18 protein-coding genes are annotated in these 21034 nt (G+C 60.2%); 11 read left to right on the forward strand and 7 right to left on the reverse strand.

Features of this window, described 5'->3' with window-relative positions; translation table 11 throughout:
* Positions 1-141: 141 nt before the first annotated feature.
* The 3 genes from GOB94_RS13660 to GOB94_RS13670 all read left to right on the forward strand — a co-directional run bounded on the left by GOB94_RS13660 (position 142) and on the right by GOB94_RS13670 (position 5511).
* On the forward strand, positions 142-1362 hold the full coding sequence (locus GOB94_RS13660) for a substrate-binding domain-containing protein (RefSeq protein ID WP_182276429.1): 1221 nt from the start codon (positions 142-144) through the stop codon (positions 1360-1362).
* Between the two features lie 144 nt (positions 1363-1506).
* A complete protein-coding gene (locus tag GOB94_RS13665; protein ID WP_182276430.1) occupies positions 1507-3711 on the forward strand; it encodes a bifunctional rhamnulose-1-phosphate aldolase/short-chain dehydrogenase in 2205 nt (734 codons plus the stop codon).
* Between the two features lie 363 nt (positions 3712-4074).
* On the forward strand, positions 4075-5511 hold the full coding sequence (locus GOB94_RS13670) for an FGGY-family carbohydrate kinase (RefSeq protein WP_255483972.1): 1437 nt from the start codon (positions 4075-4077) through the stop codon (positions 5509-5511).
* A gap of 338 nt (positions 5512-5849) precedes the next feature.
* Here GOB94_RS13670 and GOB94_RS13675 read toward each other — a convergent pair whose 3' ends face one another.
* Both GOB94_RS13675 and GOB94_RS13680 read right to left on the reverse strand, forming a co-directional pair.
* On the reverse strand, positions 5850-6311 hold the full coding sequence (locus tag GOB94_RS13675) for a (deoxy)nucleoside triphosphate pyrophosphohydrolase (RefSeq protein WP_182276431.1): 462 nt from the start codon (positions 6309-6311) through the stop codon (positions 5850-5852).
* A gap of 88 nt (positions 6312-6399) precedes the next feature.
* A complete protein-coding gene (locus GOB94_RS13680) occupies positions 6400-7122 on the reverse strand; it encodes a haloacid dehalogenase-like hydrolase (protein ID WP_255483973.1) in 723 nt (240 codons plus the stop codon).
* A 194-nt stretch (positions 7123-7316) separates the two neighbouring features.
* Here GOB94_RS13680 and uxaC point away from each other — a divergent pair, with 194 nt between their 5' ends.
* Complete coding sequence (uxaC, locus tag GOB94_RS13685; RefSeq protein ID WP_182276433.1) at positions 7317-8729, forward strand: glucuronate isomerase; 1413 nt, start codon at positions 7317-7319, stop codon at positions 8727-8729.
* Between the two features lie 268 nt (positions 8730-8997).
* Here the strand turns inward: uxaC and GOB94_RS13690 are convergent, their stop codons facing one another.
* From GOB94_RS13690 to GOB94_RS13700, 3 genes are read right to left on the reverse strand one after another with little or no spacing between them, the layout of a single operon-like run.
* Entirely contained in the window at positions 8998-9837 is an 840-nt protein-coding gene (locus GOB94_RS13690; protein ID WP_220464931.1) for a glycoside hydrolase family 16 protein, read from the reverse strand.
* A 17-nt stretch (positions 9838-9854) separates the two neighbouring features.
* Positions 9855-10286, reverse strand: coding sequence for a TA system VapC family ribonuclease toxin (locus GOB94_RS13695; RefSeq protein WP_182276435.1), 432 nt, complete (start codon positions 10284-10286; stop codon positions 9855-9857).
* Positions 10246-10530 (reverse strand): hypothetical protein, encoded by a 285-nt coding sequence (locus GOB94_RS13700; protein WP_182276436.1) that lies wholly within the window; start codon positions 10528-10530, stop codon positions 10246-10248. The genes GOB94_RS13695 and GOB94_RS13700 overlap by 41 nt, the downstream gene beginning before the upstream one ends.
* Before the next feature lie 149 nt (positions 10531-10679).
* On the opposite strand from GOB94_RS13700, the gene GOB94_RS13705 reads away from it, so the two are divergent.
* From GOB94_RS13705 to GOB94_RS13725, 5 genes are all read left to right on the forward strand, one after another.
* Entirely contained in the window at positions 10680-11618 is a 939-nt protein-coding gene (locus tag GOB94_RS13705) for a DUF5655 domain-containing protein (RefSeq protein ID WP_182276437.1), read from the forward strand.
* An 18-nt stretch (positions 11619-11636) separates the two neighbouring features.
* Complete coding sequence (locus GOB94_RS13710) at positions 11637-12914, forward strand: lactate racemase domain-containing protein (RefSeq protein WP_182276438.1); 1278 nt, start codon at positions 11637-11639, stop codon at positions 12912-12914.
* 154 nt (positions 12915-13068) lie between these two features.
* Complete coding sequence (locus GOB94_RS13715; RefSeq protein WP_182276439.1) at positions 13069-14331, forward strand: tagaturonate epimerase family protein; 1263 nt, start codon at positions 13069-13071, stop codon at positions 14329-14331.
* 124 nt (positions 14332-14455) lie between these two features.
* Positions 14456-14944, forward strand: a complete 489-nt coding sequence (locus tag GOB94_RS13720; protein ID WP_182276440.1) for a gluconokinase — start codon at positions 14456-14458, stop codon at positions 14942-14944.
* 18 nt (positions 14945-14962) lie between these two features.
* On the forward strand, positions 14963-15739 hold the full coding sequence (locus tag GOB94_RS13725) for a glucose 1-dehydrogenase (RefSeq protein ID WP_182276441.1): 777 nt from the start codon (positions 14963-14965) through the stop codon (positions 15737-15739).
* Between the two features lie 54 nt (positions 15740-15793).
* Here the strand turns inward: GOB94_RS13725 and GOB94_RS13730 are convergent, their stop codons facing one another.
* Positions 15794-16720 carry a LysR substrate-binding domain-containing protein gene (locus GOB94_RS13730; protein ID WP_182276442.1) on the reverse strand — a complete coding sequence of 309 codons (927 nt, stop codon included), beginning with the start codon at positions 16718-16720 and terminating at the stop codon, positions 15794-15796.
* 84 nt (positions 16721-16804) lie between these two features.
* Between GOB94_RS13730 and GOB94_RS13735 the strand changes: the two genes are divergently transcribed.
* Together GOB94_RS13735 and GOB94_RS13740 are read left to right on the forward strand one after the other, a co-directional pair.
* Complete coding sequence (locus GOB94_RS13735; RefSeq protein ID WP_182276443.1) at positions 16805-17332, forward strand: GNAT family N-acetyltransferase; 528 nt, start codon at positions 16805-16807, stop codon at positions 17330-17332.
* 211 nt (positions 17333-17543) lie between these two features.
* Positions 17544-19175 carry an amidase gene (locus tag GOB94_RS13740; RefSeq protein WP_182276444.1) on the forward strand — a complete coding sequence of 544 codons (1632 nt, stop codon included), beginning with the start codon at positions 17544-17546 and terminating at the stop codon, positions 19173-19175.
* A 137-nt stretch (positions 19176-19312) separates the two neighbouring features.
* Here GOB94_RS13740 and GOB94_RS13745 read toward each other — a convergent pair whose 3' ends face one another.
* Entirely contained in the window at positions 19313-20920 is a 1608-nt protein-coding gene (locus tag GOB94_RS13745; protein ID WP_255484430.1) for a DHA2 family efflux MFS transporter permease subunit, read from the reverse strand.
* Between the last annotated feature and the right edge of the window lie 114 nt (positions 20921-21034).

Here is a 21034-nt window from a genome sequence, read left to right on the forward strand (position 1 = left end):
CTGTAGGCGCTTGCACTTCCTCAATGGTATGCTTCCTCCAGTAGGAATCCATTAGGGAAACGCCGCCTGAGTGTTGCGTTGGTCCAGGTTTGTTAGCCAGCCACATCCACTCCGCCCGTCGTTGCTCGCGATGAGGGAAACATGCCCGGAAAGACAAAGGCCCGCCGCCTTTACCTGATCCCTGTCCTGACCAAGGCGCTCGACATCCTTGAGCTGCTGCAGACGGAAAATCAGCCCATGGTCCTCGAGAGCATCCATAAGCGGACCCGCATCTCCAAGACCACCGTCTATCGCATCCTCAAGACGTTGGTCCACCGCGGCTATGTGGGGCAGGGGGCTGACCGCCAGTATCGCCACATCGCTCGCCCGCGCAAGCTCCGCTTTGGCTTTGGCGGTCAAAGCGCGGAGATGCCGTTCTCCGAGGCCATGACCGCCAGTCTGCGCCAGGCTGCTGCTGCTGTCGGTGTCGATCTCGTCGTCCTCGATAACCACTACGACCCGCAGGTGGCTATCGAGAACGCCGAGACCTTCATCCGCGAGCGTGTCGACGTCATCATCGAGTTCCAGGTCGACGAGCACATCGCCCCCATCATCGCCGACAAGATCGCCGAAGCCGGCATCCCGCTCATCGCCGTTGACATCCCCCATCCCCGCGCCACGTTCATCGGCGTCGACAACTATCGCGCGGGCCTCGAAGCCGGCGGCCTGCTCGCCGACTACTCCCTCAACTACTGGGAGGGCAAGATGGACTGGATGGTCGGGCTAGACATCGAAGAGGCCGGCCAGCTCGTCCAGAGTCGTATCACCGGCGCCTTCCAGGGCGTCAAGGCGCGTCTGCCGAACCTCCCTGTCGAGTCCTTCGTCCGCATCGACGGCCGCGGCATGCGCGACAAGAGTTACAAAGTCATCCTCGACTTCCTCAACCGTCATCCTAAGGATAAGCACATCCTCGTTGCAGCTGCCAACGACACCAGCGCGATGGGCGCCATCGCCGCTGTCCGCGAGCTGGGCCGTGAAAAGCACGTCGCCGTCGTCGGCCAGGATTGCGTCGAGGAGATGCTCCGTGAGATGCAGCGATCGAACAGTCCCGCCATCGGTTCCATCTCGCATGAGGTTCAGCTTTACGGCCCACGCCTCATCGACCTCGGCCTCTCGCTGCTGCGTAGTGAGACCGTTCCGCCTTACAACTACGTCGAGCACCGCGCCGTCACGCCGGACCTCGCCTCGCGCGCGCTGGAGGCTCTCTTGCTGTCACCTTCTCACTTTTCCTCGTCGGCTTCATCGGAAGCGCCACCCCGCGCCGCGCCTCCAAAGAAGCGCGCGAGCGGAAAGAAATCAACACAAAGGGCCTTGGCACGCTAGCCGAGGTTTTTCCTTGCAGGACATTTTTCAGTGATGGATGTCTCTATAGGAATAGTTGTCCTATTGGTATAATGTGTGGGATCATCAATACGCCGCCGACGACCCGTCGAGGACGAACCCACAGGAAACCACACAGGCATCTCTATGACTACCGCTAGCAAGCTCCGCTTCCTCGAAGACCGCTGGGATGAGGCCGTTGCCTCCAAGCTCGACGCCCCCGAACTCCTCCGCTATCGCTCCAACCTGCTCGGTTCCGATCTCCGCCTCACCAACTTCGGTGGCGGCAACACCAGCTCCAAGATCGACGAAGTCGACCCCCTCGACGGCCAGACGAAGAAGGTTCTCTGGGTCAAGGGCTCTGGCGGCGATCTCGGCAGCATCAAGCGCTCCGGCTTCGCCACGCTCTATCTCGATAAGGTCCTCGCCCTCGCAAACAGTTATCAGGGTGTAGCCCGTGAAGACGAGATCGTCTCGATGTATCCGCTCTGCACCTTCGGCAACAACCCCGTCGCAGCGTCCATCGACACGCCACTCCACGGCTTCCTCCCGTTCCCGCACGTCGACCACCTCCACCCCGACTGGGGCATCGCTCTCGCGGCCTCGGCCAACGGCAAGCAAAAAATGGAGGAGTTCAATCAGCAGTTCGGCCACAAGATCGTCTGGGTCCCCTGGCAGCGCCCCGGCTTCGAGCTCGCACTGATGCTGCGCGATGCCGTCGCCGCGGTCCCTGGCTGCGACGGCGTCGTCCTCGGCGGCCACGGCCTCTTCACATGGGGCAACACGCAGCGCGAAAGCTACCTCAACACCATCACGATCATTGACCAGATCGGTCAGTTCATCGCGCAGCACGCGGAGAAGAAGTCCACGAGCTTCGGCGGCGCAAAGCACGCTTCGCACGACGACCGCCAGGCCCTCGCCACGAAGATCATGCCCGTCATCCGTGGCCGAGTCTCCGCAAAGCAGCGCGTCATCGGCAGCTTCACGGATGCCCCTGACGTCCTTGCCTTCGTGAACTCGCACTCAGCGGAAAAGCTCGCGCACCTCGGCACCAGCTGCCCCGACCACTTCATCCGCACCAAGATCCGCCCGCTCTTCGTCAACTGGGACCCCAAGACTGATCCAGCAGGCATCGAGCCTCTGATCGACCAGGCCCTCGAAACCTACCGCGCCGAGTACGCCGACTACTACAAGGCCCACGCCCTGCCCGACTCGCCCGCCATGCGCGACGCCAGCCCCACCGTCGTCCTCATCCCCGGCATCGGCATGTTCAGCTTCGGCAAGAACAAAACCGAGTCCCGCATCACCGGCGAGTTCTACACCAACGCCATCCACGTCATGGAAGGCGCCGGCCACATGGACGAGGATAACTGTCCCGCGGTGCTTCCGCAGGCTGGTCCTGCCGCAAAGACTGAAGCCTTCACAACGCACCAGAACTACGTCGCACTCCCACCCAGCGAAGCCTTCCGCATCGAGTACTGGGCACTTGAAGAGGCGAAGATTCGCCGCCAGCCGCCCGAGAAGGAGCTCTCCCGCCGCATCGCTCTCATCGTCGGCGGAGCCAGCGGCATCGGCCGCGAGACCGCTCTACTCGCCACCGAGCGCGGCGCGCACATCGTCGTCGCCGACCTTTCGCTCGAAGCCGCACAGAAGGTCGCCGATGAGTGCAAGGCCATCGGTGGCAAGGAGTGCGCGATCGCCACGGTCATCGACATCCGCAAGCGCGACGCGATCAAGCAGGCGCTCAACGCCACCATCGCAGCCTTCGGCGGCGTAGACCTCCTCATTAACACCGCAGCCATCTTCCCGTCTTCGCCCGACGGCATCATCACCGATGCGCAGTGGGGCATCACGCTGGAGATCAACGTCACCGCCAACTACCTGCTCACTGACGAAGCCTCATCCGTCTTCAAGGCGCAGGGAATCTCCGGCAGCGTCGTCCTCACCAGCTCTGCCAACGCCGTCGTCGCCAAACGTGGCAGCGAGGCGTATGACGTCTCCAAGGCCGCGCTCTCGCACCTCGTCCGCGAGCTCGCCGTCACCTACTCGCCTCTGCTGCGCGTCAACGGCATCAGCCCGGCTACAGTCGTCAAGGGTTCCACCATGTTCCCGCGCGACCGCGTCAAGGCCTCTCTGACGAAGTACAACATCGCCTTCGAGGAGTCTGCGAGCGACGATGAACTCCGCAACCTCCTCGCGAAGTTCTACGCCAAACGCACCCTCACGCACGTCCCCATCGACCCCAAAGACTGTGCCGAAGCGATCCTCTTCATCGGTGGCCCCAAGGCACCCGTCACCACCGGCCACCTCGTCCCGGTCGACGGCGGCCTCGTCGAAGCCTACCTCCGCTAACCAACAAGGCACCGCTCTCGCATGTATCGAAGCGGTGCCTTTTCATTTCTTCTTTGTCATTCCCGCAGGGAATCTGCTTCTGTCTTGGTGTTGCTTGTTTTCCTTTGCGTCCTCTGCGGGCTCTTCCTTTGCACCCTCTGTATGAACGCTTTTGCCTTTCTGGATCGGCCACAAATCAGGTACCCCGAGGCTTTAGCCTCGGGTCTCATAGGCCCATCAAAGAGTGAGGGCTTTAGCCCTCCAGTTTGCTTTTGCCTTTGTTGCTTTACATGGAGCGTGACAATCGAAGGGGCATGGCTTCAGCCGTGCCACAAAAGCAAAGCAGAAGGCCGGTTTAACCGCTGAGGTACGTTTGGTCATAGCATGATGAGCGCCACTGCACCCCAACCCATCGACCTCCGAGCCCTAGTCGCCATCGACTTAGGCGCCGAATCCTGCCGCGTCTCCCTCCTCCGCTGGAAGAACAGCGAGCCGCATATCGAGCTCGTTCACCGCTTCCCCAACGGCGCCACAGAAACCGCCGACGGCCTCCACTGGAACCTCGAAGGCATCCTTACCGGTCTCGACGAAGGCCTCCGCAAATGCGCAACCATCGCCACCGAAGGGATCCGCTCCATTGCAGTCGACGGATGGGGCGTCGACTACGTCCGCCTCGACAGCAATGGTAAGCCCGTATCTGAACCCTTCTGCTACCGCGACGAGCGCACCGTCACTGCCGAAGAGTCCCTCAACGACCGCATCAGCCCGCAGCGCATGCGTGAGCTCACCGGCATCGGCCTCCTGCGCATCAACACGGCCTACCAGCTCTTCGCAGACGATGCGAGCGTCCGTTCGCTCCCCTGGCTCAACCTGCCCGAGTACATCCTCTACTCCCTCGGCGCGCGTCCCGTCTCCGAACGCACTCTCGCCAGCCACACCCAGATCCTCAGCATGCCCACCGAGCAATCGCCTGGCGAGTGGTGCGACGAGATCGTTCACGAGCTCGACATCCCCGCATCGGCAATGCCTGAGCTGGTGAACCCCGGCACCGATGTCGGCCCGCTCACCGGCCCGCTCGCCGCTCTACCGGCCTTCCAAAACACCCGCCTGATCGCACCCTGCTGCCACGACACAGCCTCCGCCATCGCCGCCATCCCCGACGCCGCCGACGACTGGGCCTACATCAGCTCCGGCACCTGGTCGCTCGTCGGCACGCTGCTCCCGCAGCCCAACAACTCCCAGCGCGCCCGCGATGAGAACTTCACTAACCTCATCGGCGCCGATGGCACCATCTGCTTCCACAAGAACGTCAATGGCATGTGGCTCCTCCGCCAGTGCATGGAGACCTGGACCGCCGAAGGCGCGCATCTTGAGATCACCGAGCTCGTCGAGGCCGCCAGCAAGGCTCCTGTGCCCACCTATACGCTCGACGTTGACGACCCTGATTTGCTCCTCAGTGGTCGCATGCCGCAGCGCATCAATGCGCAGCTCCACCGTCGCAACCTGCCCGAGCTCAGCACTCATCCCAACGACGCCCCCGCAATGGCCGCCTTCCTCTTCCACTCCCTTGCCGCGCGCTACGCGCAGGTGCTCGCCAGCGTGGCAGCCATCACCGGCAAACCGCTGCGTCGCATCCACATCATGGGCGGCGGTAGTCAGAACGCCTTCCTCAACCGCCTGACTGAACAAGCGACCGGCCTCGAAGTCCACCGGGTGGGTACCGAGTGCTCCACCGTCGGCAACTTCGCCGTCCAGCTAGCCACCCTCGAACAAACCCCTGGCCCACGTCCCTCAGCTCATTGGGCCAGCCGCCTCGCATAACCGCAGAGCTTGCAAAAATCTCTTGCAAATTTGCGGGCAAACACGCCCTGTCAACCCCAGTTTCCCCGTAAGCCCAACAAATAAATAGCGATAGCCTCTAATAAAGGACAGTTCTCAAACCGCTATCATGGAAATAGGGACAACTGCCGGGAACCGATCAGCAAAACCCCTCGTAGCACCGTCTACGGAAGCAGCCTCCGCTAACCTCAATCTTTCCCATATCATACGCATAAACGGCTATAGAATCAGTTGCTTAACCCCGGGATCACCCCGTAAGTGACTGATTCTGCTAGATGCCTCAACTACATAGGGAGGGGGGAGGGGTATCCCTCCAATCGCTAAATCAGCTTCCCATCCGCAAGATCGCGGATCAAGGTCAGGTCCGCAGCCAGGAAGTCGTAATCAGGCAGCCGAGGCACAGGCGTCCAAAGCATCTGCTGGAAGATATTGTTCGTCATCTCACCCTGGTACTCGCGCACGGTAAAGAAGGCTATCTCGATCGCGCCGCCATTACGGTAGTTGTGCCGGATAGTCGTGATCCGCGGTCCAATCGTCGCCACAATGCCAAGCTCTTCGGTCAACTCCCGGACCAGCGCCTGCTCCGGCGTCTCACCCGGCTCGATCTTGCCGCCTGGGAACTCCCACTTCAGCCCCATGGGTTGGTCGGGCCGCCGCTGGCAGATAAACACCTCCCGCGCCTCGCCTTCGCCGCGCAGGATAAGCGCAGCCACAACCCTGCGCAGCGGCCGTAGGGCAACTGCGGGGCGTCGTCCTGTGAGCTTACGAATGGGCTCCTTCACGGTTCTCCCTGCTCAGTGTAGACGTTCGTGAGCGGTGGTTTGGTGCGGGTCCCGTTGCAGAGTGGGTTCGTGCCGTGGAAATAGCCCCTTACGGCGCAACCGTCGCCGGATAGTAAACCGCCCATCCTTCGGTCCTGCTGCGCCGTAACAGCTCCACCGATGGATTGACCGGGAACGCTCCACGGGCGATAGCAAGCATCGCCGCATCATGCACCGAGTTCCCGAACACCGCGTCTGGTGCAGTGACCCCCGCCCCATGCAGTGCCGTCACCTTGCCTTCATCCGTAGGAACGTCGATTAGCGTATCCGTGGCTATGCCATCCTTAGCCACCACCCGTGCGGAGAGTACGCGGTTCGCGGAGATATTGAATCGCGTTACACCTTCTTCGATCACCCAGTCATTGGTGGAGCTCACTGCCCATATCTCAGCCCCAGACGCCTGGAGCGTCGCTACCAACTCCTGCATCTCCGGAAAGATGTTGGGTTCGATATGTGTCCGGAAGAACTCTGCCGCAGCTTGCCGCAAGGTCTCGACTGCGATGCCACGATACACCTGAACCATCTCGCCACAGATCGCCAACTCCGAGACCTGGCCCTGCTTGTAGCCCTGATAGCGTCCTTCCATCCACTCGACCTGTGCCGGGGCCAGCAGCCCGTTCTGCATCGTCCAGCGCATAAAACTCGAGCCGGCATCTCCCGACCAGAGTGTCCCATCGCAATCGAAGACAGCGATCTGTGGACGCAGCGCGTGGACGCGACTATGGAACTCTGCAGTTGTCAGGACGGGTGCGGCAATGAGACTTTCGGACAAAACGTTCAACTCCTGCAGCGTGAACCGCGATAGGGTAGTGAGGTCAATGTTCCTCAGAAGTTCAGTAGACCAGCTTCGCGAGGTTCGTACAAACATTCCGCACGTTGGCAAAACAACAAGAACCTGTCTGACAGTGTAAGGAGAACTTTGATACGCTGCTGCGGTAAGCTTGTGACGAAAGTGGAGAAAGTTTGATGTTGAACGGAAATCGGTTGTTCCCCGCAGAGAGTGCAGCGCGCGCAGTCGCTGTGAAGCTATACGACATCGTTCGCGACCTCCCCATCATCAGCCCACACGGTCACACTGACCCGCAGTGGTTCGCTGACAACAAGCCGTTCCCAAATCCTACGGCGCTGTTTCTGCAGCCGGATCACTATGTCTTCCGGATGCTGTACTCGCAGGGCGTGAGCCTGGAGTCGTTGGGAGTGCCGCAGCAGGGAGCGTACCCGGATCCGAACCCGGCGCTGGTGGACCCGCGTGAGGCGTGGCGTATCTTCGCTAGGCACTATTATCTGTTTCGCGGTACTCCGACGCGGTTGTGGCTCGACTATGCCTTTGAGAACCAGTTTGGCCTGAAGGAGCGGCTGAGCGAGCACAATGCCGACGAGTACTACGAGACGATCGACAAGGAGTTGCAGACGCCGGAGTTTCTGCCGCGGACTCTCTTTGAAAAGTTCAATATCGAGGTCCTCTCGACGACAGATACTGCGATCGATACGTTGGAGCAGCACGAGAAGATCAAGGCGTCGGGGTGGACGGGGCGTGTGCTGCCGACGTTCCGTCCGGATTCGGTGGTAGATGCGGAGTACATCGGGTTCCATGACAACATCCGGAAGTTGGGTGAGCTGACCAATGAGGATGTCTCCAGTTGGAAGGGGTATCTGGATGCGCTGCGTAACCGGCGGAAGTACTTCATTGAGCATGGCGCGACGGCGACGGACCATGGGCACCTGACTGCGATGACAGCGGATCTGCCGTTCAATGAGGCTGCGGCGTTGTATGAGCGCATCTACACGGGCAAGACGCGTCCTGGTGACATCGAGCTGTTCCAGGCGCAGATGCTTACCGAGCTTGCGGGCATGAGCGTGGAAGATGGGCTGACGATGCAGCTGCATCCAGGGTCGATCCGGAACCACAACCAGAAGGTGTATGAGAAGTTCGGGCGCGATAAGGGAGCGGACATTCCTTCGCCTACCGAGTATGTGCGTTCGCTGCGGCCGCTGCTGAACAAGTATGGCAATGAGCCCAACTTCATCTTCATTCTGTTCACGCTGGATGAGTCGACGTTCTCGCGGGAGCTGGCGCCGCTGGCGGGGCACTACCCCTGCCTGAGGCTGGGGCCGCCGTGGTGGTTCCATGACTCGCCGGAGGGGATGATGCGGTTCCGGGAGACGGCGACGGAGACGGCTGGGTTCTACAACACGGTCGGGTTCAACGACGATACGCGGGCGTTCCTGTCCATCCCGGCGCGGCATGATGTGGCGCGTCGTGTCGACTGTGCGTTCCTGGGACGGCTGGTTGCGGAGCACCGGCTGGATGAGGATGAGGCGGTCGAACTGGCGCATGACCTGACGGTTGGATTGGTGCGGAAGGCGTACAAGCTGTAACCCCCCACCCCTCCCCCCGGGTACTTTTTGATTCAAAGCCCTCAGCGGATTGGAGTTAGGAGCGGACTTGTTAAGGTCTGATCCCCCTCCTATCCGCTGAGGGTTTTTGCAGATGTGCCCGTAGCTCGCCTAGTTCTATTGTAGCGGTTTGAGACGGGTGTTTCGTTCGTTCTAAGTGGTTTATAGTGAGTCATTTAGAAGATCATAGGCTTGACAGATTTTGGGTGGTAGAAACGGGCCGCGATGCTGCCGACGCATGGCTCCAGATTCATTGGAGTTGATAGAAGCGGACGTAGTCGACCCACATTCTGCCGGTGGGCGGCGTGGTGGCGTCGACAGTTCCTGCGAAACCGGCCTCGCCGACGGCGAAGTTCAGGATCACGAAAAAGGGATGGTTGTAGACCCAGTGGGTGCCGGGTGGGAGATCCGCGGGTGTGATGACTGCGTAGGGTTTGGCGGGGTCATCGCGGTAGAACTCCATGCGGTCTTTGGACCAGGTCATGCCGTAGGTGTGGAAGTTGCCGTCGTCGATGCGACCGGCTACACCGTTGACGGCGGGAAAGGTGTAGGTGTGGCTGATGCCTTTGCCGCCGCTGTAGCCGGGGCCGTGGAGGGTGGATGAGGTGGTGTTCGGGCCGTACTTCTGGACCCACTCCATGATGTCCTGCTCGCCGCTGGTGGGCCAGCCTACTTTGTCGATGTTGTCGCCGAGGAGCCAGAAGGCGGGCCAGAAACCGGCGCCTGGTTCCATGCGCAGGCGAGCTTCGACGCGGCCGTAGAGGAGCGTGTGTTTGCCCTGGGTGTTGAGGCGGGCGGAGCTCCAGAGCTGGTTGTGGTGGATGGCGTGGAGGACGAGGTGGCCCTGGCCGTCGAGGAAGGCGTTGGGCTGGCGGTCGTCGCAGGGGCCTTCGTGTTCGTGGGGCTGGCAGTACCACTCGATCTCGTGGTTGCCCTGCGGTCCCCAGCCGCGTTCGAAGTCCCAGTCGGTGGCTGAAGGGAGGGAGTTGGCGGGGCCGTTGAACTCGTCAGACCAGACGAGGTGCCAAGTTTGGGCTTGGGCAATCCCGGTGAACAGAAGTGCGGCGAGGAGTGTGAGGAGTGTGCGCATCGCGTGGGCAAGGTGGATCAAGGTTGGAAGGGATTATGCCAGCGGAGGTCTGAGAAGCGCGCAAAGTCGCTGTCGTTGGTGTGTACGACGGCGTTGTGTTCGATGGCTATAGCGGCGATGGCCGCGTCAGTGAATATCTGGCCGAGCGCATTGGCCTGGACAGCGAGCTTCTGGAGGATGCCCCAGTGGTCGCGACCTGGGTAAAGGACTTGAACGTGCGGGTATTTAAGCCAACCGTCCGCGAAAGCAATAGCCTGCTGAATACTGAGACGGGATGCGCCAAAGGCTGCGCCGGTTGAGATGCGGATGAACGCGTGCAGGCAAATCACGGGTATACCGATGGATTCGACTCCATGCAAAGCATCTTGCCAATAGGCGCGCGCCTCAGAATAGAAGGGGGAATTGTAGTTATGGGCGTACAGCAGCAGATTCGTGTCGGGCGCGATCACGCTTGTCCTCGTAGGCTTCAATCTCCATCTGGTAGTCGATCTCCTTCGGAGTAAGCCCCTTCCACTTTTCGGGTGTTTCGAGAGCAAACGATTCGCCCACAGCAGTTCTGTTTCGTGGATCGTCGATGGCAAAGTACTTACGGAGCAAGCGGTTTGCGATTGCGTCGATAGTCTCGCCTGAGCGGCGCGACTCTTCCTCCAACTTGCTGAGGATGTCCGGATTGAGATCGACGGCGATGCTCATAGGTTGATGATGGAAGGGTTGATTGATGTATGTCAAGGAGCTGTCTGCACACAATTGAGAAAGTTGAGAAAGTGAACCAATATGAATCAGACTGTCTGTGTTGTGAAGAAGCCTTGTAACCTTACTAGAGGACGCGGAAAGAGGTTGCCTTGCCCGATCTAAAGCTTTTCACAACTGATGGCGATATTGCGGTTGAACTGCGTAGCCGTTCGGTTGCTGTCGAGCGCTCCTTGCAATCATTAATCGAAAAAAATCTTGAAGTGATGCTTGGCGTTCGTTTTTTAGACTCTGAATACTCGACAGGAAGAGTGCATGGCGGCAGGATCGATTCTTTAGGGCTAGATGAAGATAACTTACCTGTCATCGTGGAATACAAACGAAGAGTTGACGAGAATGTCATCAATCAAGGGCTCTTTTACCTAGATTGGCTGATGGATCATCAAGCTGAGTTTCAGCTACTTGTAACCAAGAAGCTTGGCGCTCAGGAAGCCGAGCGAATCGATTGGAGTGGTCCTCGGCTCATATGTATTGCGAGTGACTTCACCCGTTATGACGAACATGCTGTCCAGCAAATCGCGCGAGGTATCGATCTAATTCGCTACAGGAGATACGGTGATGACATGCTTCTCCTTGAGTTGACGAATGGTACCTGGTCGGCAACAGAAGGCACTCCGACTGTTCAGAATCCTGAGTTTAAAGCAGATTCCAGCGCACATCGACTAACTCCAGGCCAAAGAGGGTTTTTCGAGGCATTCTCTAAAAGTTCTCCGCAGCTACAGGCGCTTTATGGTGATGTGGAGCAATTCATTAAAAGTCTTGGCGACGACGTGCAGGTAAAGCAGTTGAAGCACTACAAAGCTTTTCGGCGTTTTCGCAATTTTGCGACGATGGAGATTCATTCAGCTGGGAATGAGATAGTACTCGGGCTTAAGGTCAATATTGACTCCGTAAGCTTAGAAGATGGATTCATTCGAGATGTACGAGAGATCGGCCACTTCGGAACAGGGAATGTTCAGATTCGGATTGCCGATCAAGCCGATTTTGAAAGAGCCAAGGAATCAATGATTGCGGCGTATAACGCCGAATAGTGGGTATTGAGAGGATGTATGAGTTTATTTTTTGCAGCAGGATCGCCGACTACTGAGATGTCTCTCGCCGAGATGAAGGCGGGGTTGTTTGAAGCGCTGGGTAAGCTGGGTGAGCGCAAGCGGGTGCTTGCGGTGCCGCCGGACTTTACGCGGTTCCACTCGCAGAGCGGCGTGCTGACCGAGATGGCGTGGGAGTACTACGGCGATAGGCTGGTGGATGTGCTGCCGGCGCTGGGTACGCATACGGCGATGCCAGACCACCAGATTGCGACGATGTTTGGGAAGACGCCGCGCGATCTATTTCGCGTGCATAACTGGCGCGATGACATTGTGACGCTGGGTGAGATTCCGAGCGAGTTCATGCTGGAGGTGAGCGAGGGGAAGCTCGACTACACTTGGCCGGCGCAGGTGAACAAGCTGCTGCGGGATGGCGGTCATGATTTGATTTTGAGCATTGGGCAGGTGGTGCCGCATGAGGTTGTCGGCATGGCCAATGGGAACAAGAATATCTTTATTGGAACCGGCGGTGTGATGGGGATTCATCGCTCGCACTTTCTGGGTGCGGTGTATGGGATGGAGCGCATGATGGGGCGTGCGGATACTCCGGTGCGGCGGGTGCTGAACTATGCGAGCGAGCATTTTGGGGACAAGCTGCCGCAGATCGTCTATGTGCAGACCGTCGTGAACAAGAACGATAAGGGCGAGCTGGTGATGCGCGGGTTGTACATCGGCGATGATACGGAGTGCTTTGAGAAGGCCGCGGCGCTGAGTTTGCAGTGCAACTTCCTGATGATGGACCGCGAAATGAAGAAGGCGGTGGTGTATCTCGATCCGCATGAGTTCCACTCGACGTGGCTGGGGAACAAGAGCGTGTACCGGACACGGATGGCGCTGGCGGATGATGCCGAGTTGATTGTGCTGGCTCCGGGGGTGCGTGAGTTTGGTGAGGACAAGACGATCGATAAGCTTATCCGGCGGTATGGGTACTGCGGCACGCCCAAGACGCTGGAGTATGTGAAGAGCGATCCGGAGCTTGCGGGGAACCTTTCAGCGGCGGCGCATTTGATCCATGGATCGAGCGAGGGAAGGTTTACGATCCGGTACTGTCCGGGGCACCTGACGCGGGAGGAGATCGAGGGCGTCCACTTCGAGTATGGCGACCTGGCCGAGTACACCGCGAAGTATGATCCGGCGAAGCTTTCCGATGGGTGGAATGTGGTGGATGGTGAGGAGATCTTCTATATCTCGAACCCTGGGCTCGGGTTGTGGGCGTATGAGGGACGGTTCAAGGAGTAGGGAAATGTACGGAGCCAGGGGCGCCAATCTTGTCTGACGTTCTATTTGCGCGGTCAGACTGGATGGGGGTATGCTTGAGGGCGGTAATGTGCAGCCGCGCTCGCAGTCAGGGGGCGCCGCCTGCTGTATGTAGTGATTTCAGGAGTGGATAGAGATGGCTGAAGGATTGAAGCTGCCGAGGTTTTCGGTGGGTGTGGGTGACCGGTTTGCGCATCAGGCGAAGGCGCAGTTGGCGGCGTGCATCAAGGCTGCGGAGGCTGGTGTCGAGGTGATTCCGGTGTGGAACAAGTCGAACCGCGAGCACACGATCATCGGTACGGAGCCAAGCCAGACGCGCAAGGCCGCGGATGCGGCGGTGAAGGAACTCGGCTGGAAGAAGCCGTACTTTGTGGACGCCGATCACATCACGCTGAAGACGGTGGACCGCTTTGTGGAACCGGGCGACTTCTTTACGCTGGATGTGGCCGAAGAGATCGGCAAAGCTGCAGCGCCGACGGATGTGGACGCGTTTGTGGCGCGGCATCCGGAGCTGATTGGCGAGGTGTCGATTCCGCGGATTGCTGCGCCGTTCAAGACGGATGTGGCGTTTGTTAAGGGTGTCGCGAACAAGTTTTTGGCGGCGGTGCAGGATGCCGGGAAGATCTATCGGCACCTAGTCGAGGTGAAGGGCGAGGGTAAGTTCGTTCCGGAGATCTCGATGGACGAGACCGATGCGCCGCAGACGCCGGTTGAACTGCTGATTATCCTGGCGGCGATTGCGGATGAGAAGATCCCGATCCAGACGATTGCGCCGAAGTTTACGGGGCGCTTCAACAAGGGCGTGGACTATGTGGGCGATGTGGCGCAGTTTACCAAGGAGTTCGAGGAAGACCTGGCGGCGATTGCGTTTGCAGTGAAGCGCTATGGGCTGCCGGAGAACCTGAAACTGAGCGTGCACTCGGGGTCGGACAAGTTTTCGATCTATAAGGTGATCCATGATGCGGTGCTGAAGTTCGATGCAGGTGTGCATGTGAAGACGGCCGGTACGACCTGGCTGGAGGAACTGATCGGACTGGCTGAGGCTGGCGGTGAGGGGCTGGTTATCGCGAAGGAAGTGTATGCCGAGGCGTTCGCGCATGCCGAGGAGCTTTGCAAGCCGTATGCGACGGTGATCGACATTGATTATGCGAAGCTGCCGAGTGTGGAGGAAGTGAACGGCTGGACGAGTGAGCAGTATACCGACGCTCTGCGGCATGATCAGAAGAACCCTGCATACAACCCGAGCTTCCGGCAGTTGCTGCATGTGGGGTTCAAGGTGGCGGCCAAGATGGGCGACAAGTACCTGAAGGCGCTCGAGGCGAATGAAGAGATCGTGGCGAAGAATGTGACGACGAACCTGTTCGACCGGCACATCAAGCCGATCTTCCTGGGACAGTAGGACAGAACGCAGAGTCGGCAGAGGTTGCCGAGGTTGCGCAGAGGAAAAGAGGGCGCGGGCTGCGGCTCGCGCCCAGTGGTTTCAGGCTGTTATGGTGGTGGAGTCGATTTCGTTCGGAGTTGGGATGATCGTTGTTTTGATGGGCGTCAGCGGATCGGGCAAGACTACCATTGGTACGCTGCTGGCGGAGCGGATGGGCACGGTGTTTGCGGATGCGGACGACTACCATCCGGAGGCCAACAAGGCCAAGATGGCGGCGGGGCATCCGCTGAATGATGAAGACCGGCAGCCGTGGCTGGAGACGCTGAATGCGTTGCTGCGTGGCTGGCATGAGAGCGAGACCGGCGGTGTGCTGGCGTGCTCGGCGCTGAAGGAAAAGTATCGCGAGACCCTGAGCAGCGGGATGGCTATCGGCACGGTGAAGTTTGTGCTGCTGGATGGGTCGAAGGAACTGATTGCCGAGCGGCTGGCACAGCGGCACCACGAGTACATGAACCCGAAGCTTCTGGAAAGCCAGCTGGCGACGCTGGAGAAGCCCAAGGATGCGTTGTGCATTGCGAATGACAAATCTCCGGAAGAGGTCGTCAGCGAGATTCTGGAGCAGATCAAGTAGGAATTGTTAGGAGAGACGATGGCATCGAAGTTGTTTGATTTGACGGGCAAGACGGCGGTTGTGGTGGGTGGAACCTCAGGCATTGGGCTGGCGATTGCGCTGGGGCTGGCTGATAGCGGTGCGGATGTGGTGGCGACGAGCCGTCGGCAGGAACAGGTGGACGATACCGCCAAGGAGATTGAGGCGCGTGGGGTGAAGACGTTGCGGCTGGCGAGCGATGTAGCTGATCGCGCGAGCCTGCAGCACCTGTGCGACGAGACAGTGAAGGCGTTCGGCAAGGTGGACATCCTGGTGAACAGCGCGGGCAAGATCAAGCGCGCGCCGACGGTGGACTTTCCGGAAGATGAGTGGAACTCGATCATGGACACGAACGTGACCGGAACGCTGCGGTCGTGCCAGATCTTTGGCAAGCATATGCTGGAGCGCGGCTATGGCAAGATTGTGAACATCGCCAGCCTGAATACGTTTGTGAGCCTGAAGGAAGTGACGGCGTATGCGGCGTCGAAGGCGGCAGTGGGTGCACTGACGCGGTCGCTGGCCGTGGAGTGGAGCGACAAGGGGATCACGGTGAATGCGATTGCGCCGGGTGTGTTTCGCACGGCGCTGAACCAGAAGCTGCTGGATGAGAGCCCGCGCGGCGCTGAGTTGAAGATGCGGACGCCGATGAAGCGGTTTGGCAAGACAGAAGAGAACGTCGGTGCGGCGATCTTCCTGGCTTCGGATGCGAGCTCGTTCGTGACGGGCGAGATCATCGTTGTGGATGGCGGGTTCCTGGCTAGCGGCGTGAACCAGTAGAGGCAGACATTAGAGAGTAGACCGTAGAGTGTAGAGAAAGGCATCGGCTGGCCGCTATTTGTGGCTGGCCGATTTGCTTTGTTTGGATGTGCTCTGCACCGAACGGGCGACTTCTGCGAAGCGGTGAATCATGGAGCGATTGGAGTCCGCGCGCCAGGCGAGTTCGACCTGGCTGCGGACGTCGACGCCGCGGAAGGGGATGCAGACGCTTTCGGCGGAGTCGATTTGTGTGACGCAGACCGGCGCGATGGAGACCCCGATGCCCGCGCCGACGAGGCGGAGGATGGTGAGCCAGTGTGTGGCCTCCTGCACGATGCGTGGGCGAAAGCCGTGGGCTTCGCAGAGGGACAGGGGCTTTTCGTAGGCGCGACTGCCGGCGGAACGCGGGTAGAAGATGAAGGGCTCGTCGCGCAGAGCAGCGGGAGTGATGGAGCGGCGCGAGGCGAGTGGGTGGTGCGCCGGCACAACGGCGACGAAGGCTTCGGAGAAGAGCGGCTCGACGTGGATTGCGTCGGCGGTATCGGCATCGCGAAGAATGCCGACATCGAGATTGCCTGATTGAAGGCCTTCGAGAACGCGGGAGCTGAAGGATTCGTTGAGATGGAGCTCGACGTTGGGGAAGCGTTCGCGGTAGGCACGCAGAATGGCGGGCAGTGAGGTGAGGACCGCTGAGCCGACGAAGCCGAGATGCAATGAGCCGACTTCGCCTTTGGCTATGGCGCGTGCTTCGTCGAGGTCGCGTTGTGCGGAGAGAAGGAGACGGCGGGCGCGTTCAAGATAGACCTCGCCAGCCTGTGTGAGGCGGACCGAGCGTGACGTGCGGATGAAGAGAGGGTATCCGAGGAGCTCTTCAAGGCGGCGGATCTGCTGCGACAGGGGCGGCTGGGCGAGATGCAGACGTATGGCTGCGCGGCCGAAGTGGAGCTCTTCCGCGACGGCGATGAAGTAGCGCAGATGGCGAAGTTCGATGTCGCGATCCATATCCTGAAAATCATAATTGAGTTGAATAAGATATTGGACAGATGGAAGTGCAGAGCACAGACTTGGGTCATGGAGATTCCAACGATGGCAACGGTTTGTGAGGGACAGGAGATTGCGACGTTGAAGACTGCCGGAGGGGTCGGCGCTGTGACGATTCGCAGCGCGGGGCGCGGCGATGACATGACGGCGTTTCGCGTGCTGAACGAAGAGTGGATTACGAAGTTCTTTGCGTTAGAGCCGAAGGACCGCGAGGTGCTCAACAATCCCGAGGAGAAGATCCTGGCAAAGGGTGGCCGGGTGTTCCTGGCGCGGATCGATGGCGAAGAGGTGGGGTGCGTCGCTTTGATCCCGATGGGTGAAGAGGTGTTTGAGCTGTCGAAGATGGCGGTGAGTCCGCGGGCGCAGGGGAAGGGCATCGGACGGCAACTGCTGCTGCGTTGCCTTGCGGAGGCGCGGGAGATGGGGGCGAAGTCGTTGTTCCTGGGCAGCAACTCGAAGCTGAAGAACGCTGTGCACCTTTATGAGTCGGTGGGGTTTCGGCATGTGCCGGAGGCGGAGCTGCCGCCAATGGACTACGCGCGTGCGGATGTGTTCATGGACCTGAAGCTGTAGAGGGCAGTTGTATGCACCGCGTCTGCGTAGTTGTCCCTCTTGCGGATGAAGGCGCTTACCGTTAGGCTGACGGAACACAGCACTACAGCAACGCTCTAAAGATGGCCCGAGGTTCCGCGCGGTCGAGCAGGCGTTTTTTGCTACTGGCTCCGTGTGGTTTGGTGTCGTTCGATTTGCGAAGCGCGAAGTAAGTGCGTGAGGAGCGATGCGAATGAGATTAAGCCGACGTGGATTTGCGAAGCTTTGTGGCAGTGCGGTGGTGGCCGAGGGGTTGTTGCAGGCGTGGCCGCTGATGGCCGATGTTCCGGGTGCGAACGATGCTCTGACAGGAAAGACGCTGACTGAGGTTTCGGGGATGATCCGCTCGAAGAGTGTGACCTCGACGCAGCTGGTGGAGGCGCTGCTGGCGCGGATCATGGCCATCAATCCTAAGGTGAATGCCTATGTGACAGTAATGCGCACGGAGGCGCTGGCGCAGGCCAGGGTGCTGGATGAAGAGCAGAAGGCAGGAAAGTTTCGCGGGCCGCTGCATGGGATTCCGATTGCGCTGAAGGACAACATCGATACCGCCGGAACGCGGACAACGGCGGCGAGCCCGATGTTCAAGGACCGCGTGCCGACCGAGGACGCCACGATTGTGACGAAGTTGAAGGCGGCGGGCGCGATCATCCTGGGCAAGCTGAACCTGCATGAGTTTGCGATTGGGTGCACGGGAGACGTGTCGTACTTCGGGCCGACGCGGAACCCCTGGGAACTGGACCGGGTGACGGGTGGGTCGTCGGCGGGGTCGGGCGCGGCGGTACGGTCAGACCTTTGCTATGGTGCGCTGGGGACGGACACGGGCGGGAGCATCCGTGTGCCTTCGGCGTGGTGCGGGATTGTGGGGCTGAAGCCGACGGTGGGGCTGGTGTCGATCAAGGGGATTATTCCTTGCGCGGCGGACCTGGACCATTGCGGGCCGATGGCGCGGACGGTGGAGGATGTTGCGTTGATGCTGGGGCCGATGGCGGGCTATGACGCGGGGGACATCTACAGCGTGGAGAGCCAGCCGGTGGACTATGTGAAGGCGATGAAGGAGACTCCGATTGGAGAGCTGCGGATCGGGACGCCTGCATCGTTTTATGACCACGTGGAGCCGGAGGTGAATGAGGCGATCCAGGCTGCGCTGGCGGTGCTGACGAAGATGACGAAGGGGGTGACGTCCGAGGAGCCGCTGATGGAGTTCAGCCTGGTGAGCCGTGATTTGGGCGACGCCGCGGCGTATCACGAAGACCTGATACGGAAGTATGGGCTGCTGTACATGAAGCCGGACCAGGCGCGGTTCGAGCGACTGATGAATCCCCCGCCGGGGTCGAAGGGGCCAACGGCTGCAGACGATGCGCGGGCTCGGGAGCGGCTGGCAGTGATGCGGCGGACGATCGACGGTGTGTTCAAGGACTTCGATGTGGTGGTGGTGCCGACGATCCGGAATATGCCGCCGAAGATCAACGAGTCGCTGGCGCTGGAGAGCGCGGGGACGGAGGCGAACAAGAAGATCTATGACTGGTTTAATGGGACGTCGGCGTGTACGAATACGGCGCCGTTCGATGTGTACGGGATACCGACGATCTCGCTACCGTGTGGGTTTTCGAAGAGCGGGCTGCCGATTGGGATGATGATCGCGGCACCGCACTTTCAGGAAGGGCGTGTGCTGGCGCTGGCGTATGCGTATCAGCAGGCGACGGAGTGGCATAAGCGGACGCCGATGCTGACGGCCGATATGCCGGTGCCTCCGATTGTGGAAGGGAAGCCCTCGGATGGAAAGGGCGGGGATGGTAAGGCTACGGATGAAGAGAAGAAGTGAAGGCTTGACGGTGGCTACGCTCACGCCTTCGGCTCTCGCTGCGGTAGATGCAGGTCTCTCCGCTACGCATCGCGATAAGACTGCGATGCTTCGGTCGAGATGGCACATCTGTGGCGTGGGCGAGGGTTTCCGGGGCTTTAGTGCGCCCCGGCGGGGGGCTTGCCGGGCTTGACCTTCTTGAGCAGCCAGACGAAACAGACGCAGAGGACGCAGAGAAGCGAGAGCCAGCGGAAGACGTCGACGAAGGCCCAGTTGGTGGCCTGGCGGATGAGCTGCTGGTAGAGGCTGGCTTGTGCGGGAGCGAGGGTGTTGTTCTGGCCGAAGAAGCCGGCGAGCGCGTTTTGCAGGCCGTGCTGCGCGATACCTGCTCCGCCGGCACCGCCCTGTCCGGCGACGTAGCCGGGGGAGGAGCTGAGGATCTCGTTCTGATGGACGTCGGCGCGGCGGGCCAGCAGCGTGGTAGCGATGGAGATGCCGATGCTGCCGCCGACGTTGCGCATGAGATTGAAGATGCCGCTGGCGTTGCCGATCTGCTCGTTCTTGAGGGTGCCGTAGGAGGCTGTGCTGATGGGCACGAAGACGAAGCTGAGGCCGAAACCGGTGATGAGGATGGGCAGGAAGAGCGTGTTGGGAGAGATGCCCAGCGTGACGGAGCCGAAGTAGTAGGTCGTCATGCCGAAGACGGCGAAGCCGAAGGTGAGCAGGTAACGAGGATCGACCTTGTTGGAAAGGTAGCCGATGATCGGCATGCCGCAGATGGCGCCGATTCCGCGGGGCGCGACGACAAGGCCCGCGGTGAAGGCGGTGTAGCCGAGGAGCTCCTGGTAGAAGAGCGGGAGAACGGTGACGGTGGAGTAGATACTGACTCCGAACATGAAGATAAGCAGGCAGCCGACGGCGAAGTTGCGGTCCTTGAAGACGCGTAGGTTGACGAGGGGGTCCTTGCCCCAGATGGACTGCCAGAGGAAGATGCCGAAGGAGAGGGCGAGCGCGAAGGCGGCCCAGCGAATCCAGACGGCACCGAACCAGTCGACCTCCTGGCCCTTGTCGAGGATGACCTGCAGGCAGCCTGTCCAGACGACGAGAGCGCCGAAGCCGAGGTTGTCGAAGCGCGGCACCTTGGCGTTCTTGATGTAGGAGGGGTCCTTGATGTACGTGTTGATCATGTACAGGGCAAGGATGCCGATGGGGATGTTGATGTAGAAGGCATAGCGCCAGGAGTAGGTGTCGGTGAGCCAGCCGCCGAGCGTGGGACCGAGCACCGGGGCGACGACGACACCGAGGGCGAAGACGGCCATGGCTGCGCCACGCTTGGCGGGTGGGAAGCTCTCAAGCAGGATGGCCTGGGAGAGCGGCTGGAGCGCGCCGCCGCCTGCTCCCTGGACGACGCGGAAGAGTAGAAGGAGCCCAAGGGTGGGTGCGGCTCCGCAGGCGAAGCTGGCGACCGTAAAGATGGCCACGCAGGCCATGAGGAAGCGTTTACGGCCGAACTTGAGGGAGAACCAGTTCGATGCCGGAAGGATGATGGCGTTGGAGACAAGGTAGCTGGTGAGGACCCAGGTGGCCTCGTCATTAGAGGCCGAGAGGGAGCCAGCGATGTAGGGGAGGGCTACGGAGGCAATGGAGGTATCGAGGACCTCCATGAAGGTCGCAAGCATTACCGCCGCGGCGATGAGCCAGGGGTTGATGCCCTGCGCTGCAGACGCCGATTGGTCGGGGGGCGCGGTGGCAGTCGCTGCGGCCAGAGGAAGCTCCGTAGGGGTGAGATGGCGGTAGAAGCCGCGATATGTGTTCGATGCAGGCTGGCGAGAGGGAGACTCGCTGGGTGGAGAAATTCACCTCGAAAGAGGGAGGCGAGT

The organism is Granulicella sp. 5B5 (genome assembly GCF_014083945.1).
In the GTDB taxonomy this organism is placed as follows: Bacteria; Acidobacteriota; Terriglobia; order Terriglobales; family Acidobacteriaceae; genus Granulicella.

Coding starts and splice junctions, on each gene's coding strand:
- GOB94_RS13665 (WP_182276430.1), top strand. CDS start 1,507: ATGACTACCGCTAGCAAGCTCCGCTTCCTCGAAGACCGCTGGGATGAG.
- GOB94_RS13690 (WP_220464931.1), bottom strand. CDS start 9,837: ATGCGCACACTCCTCACACTCCTCGCCGCACTTCTGTTCACCGGGATT.
- GOB94_RS13670 (WP_255483972.1), top strand. CDS start 4,075: ATGATGAGCGCCACTGCACCCCAACCCATCGACCTCCGAGCCCTAGTC.
- GOB94_RS13735 (WP_182276443.1), top strand. CDS start 16,805: ATGGCAACGGTTTGTGAGGGACAGGAGATTGCGACGTTGAAGACTGCC.
- GOB94_RS13740 (WP_182276444.1), top strand. CDS start 17,544: ATGAGATTAAGCCGACGTGGATTTGCGAAGCTTTGTGGCAGTGCGGTG.
- uxaC (WP_182276433.1), top strand. CDS start 7,317: ATGTTGAACGGAAATCGGTTGTTCCCCGCAGAGAGTGCAGCGCGCGCA.
- GOB94_RS13720 (WP_182276440.1), top strand. CDS start 14,456: ATGATCGTTGTTTTGATGGGCGTCAGCGGATCGGGCAAGACTACCATT.
- GOB94_RS13700 (WP_182276436.1), bottom strand. CDS start 10,530: ATGAGCATCGCCGTCGATCTCAATCCGGACATCCTCAGCAAGTTGGAG.
- GOB94_RS13715 (WP_182276439.1), top strand. CDS start 13,069: ATGGCTGAAGGATTGAAGCTGCCGAGGTTTTCGGTGGGTGTGGGTGAC.
- GOB94_RS13710 (WP_182276438.1), top strand. CDS start 11,637: ATGAGTTTATTTTTTGCAGCAGGATCGCCGACTACTGAGATGTCTCTC.
- GOB94_RS13725 (WP_182276441.1), top strand. CDS start 14,963: ATGGCATCGAAGTTGTTTGATTTGACGGGCAAGACGGCGGTTGTGGTG.
- GOB94_RS13730 (WP_182276442.1), bottom strand. CDS start 16,720: ATGGATCGCGACATCGAACTTCGCCATCTGCGCTACTTCATCGCCGTC.
- GOB94_RS13660 (WP_182276429.1), top strand. CDS start 142: ATGCCCGGAAAGACAAAGGCCCGCCGCCTTTACCTGATCCCTGTCCTG.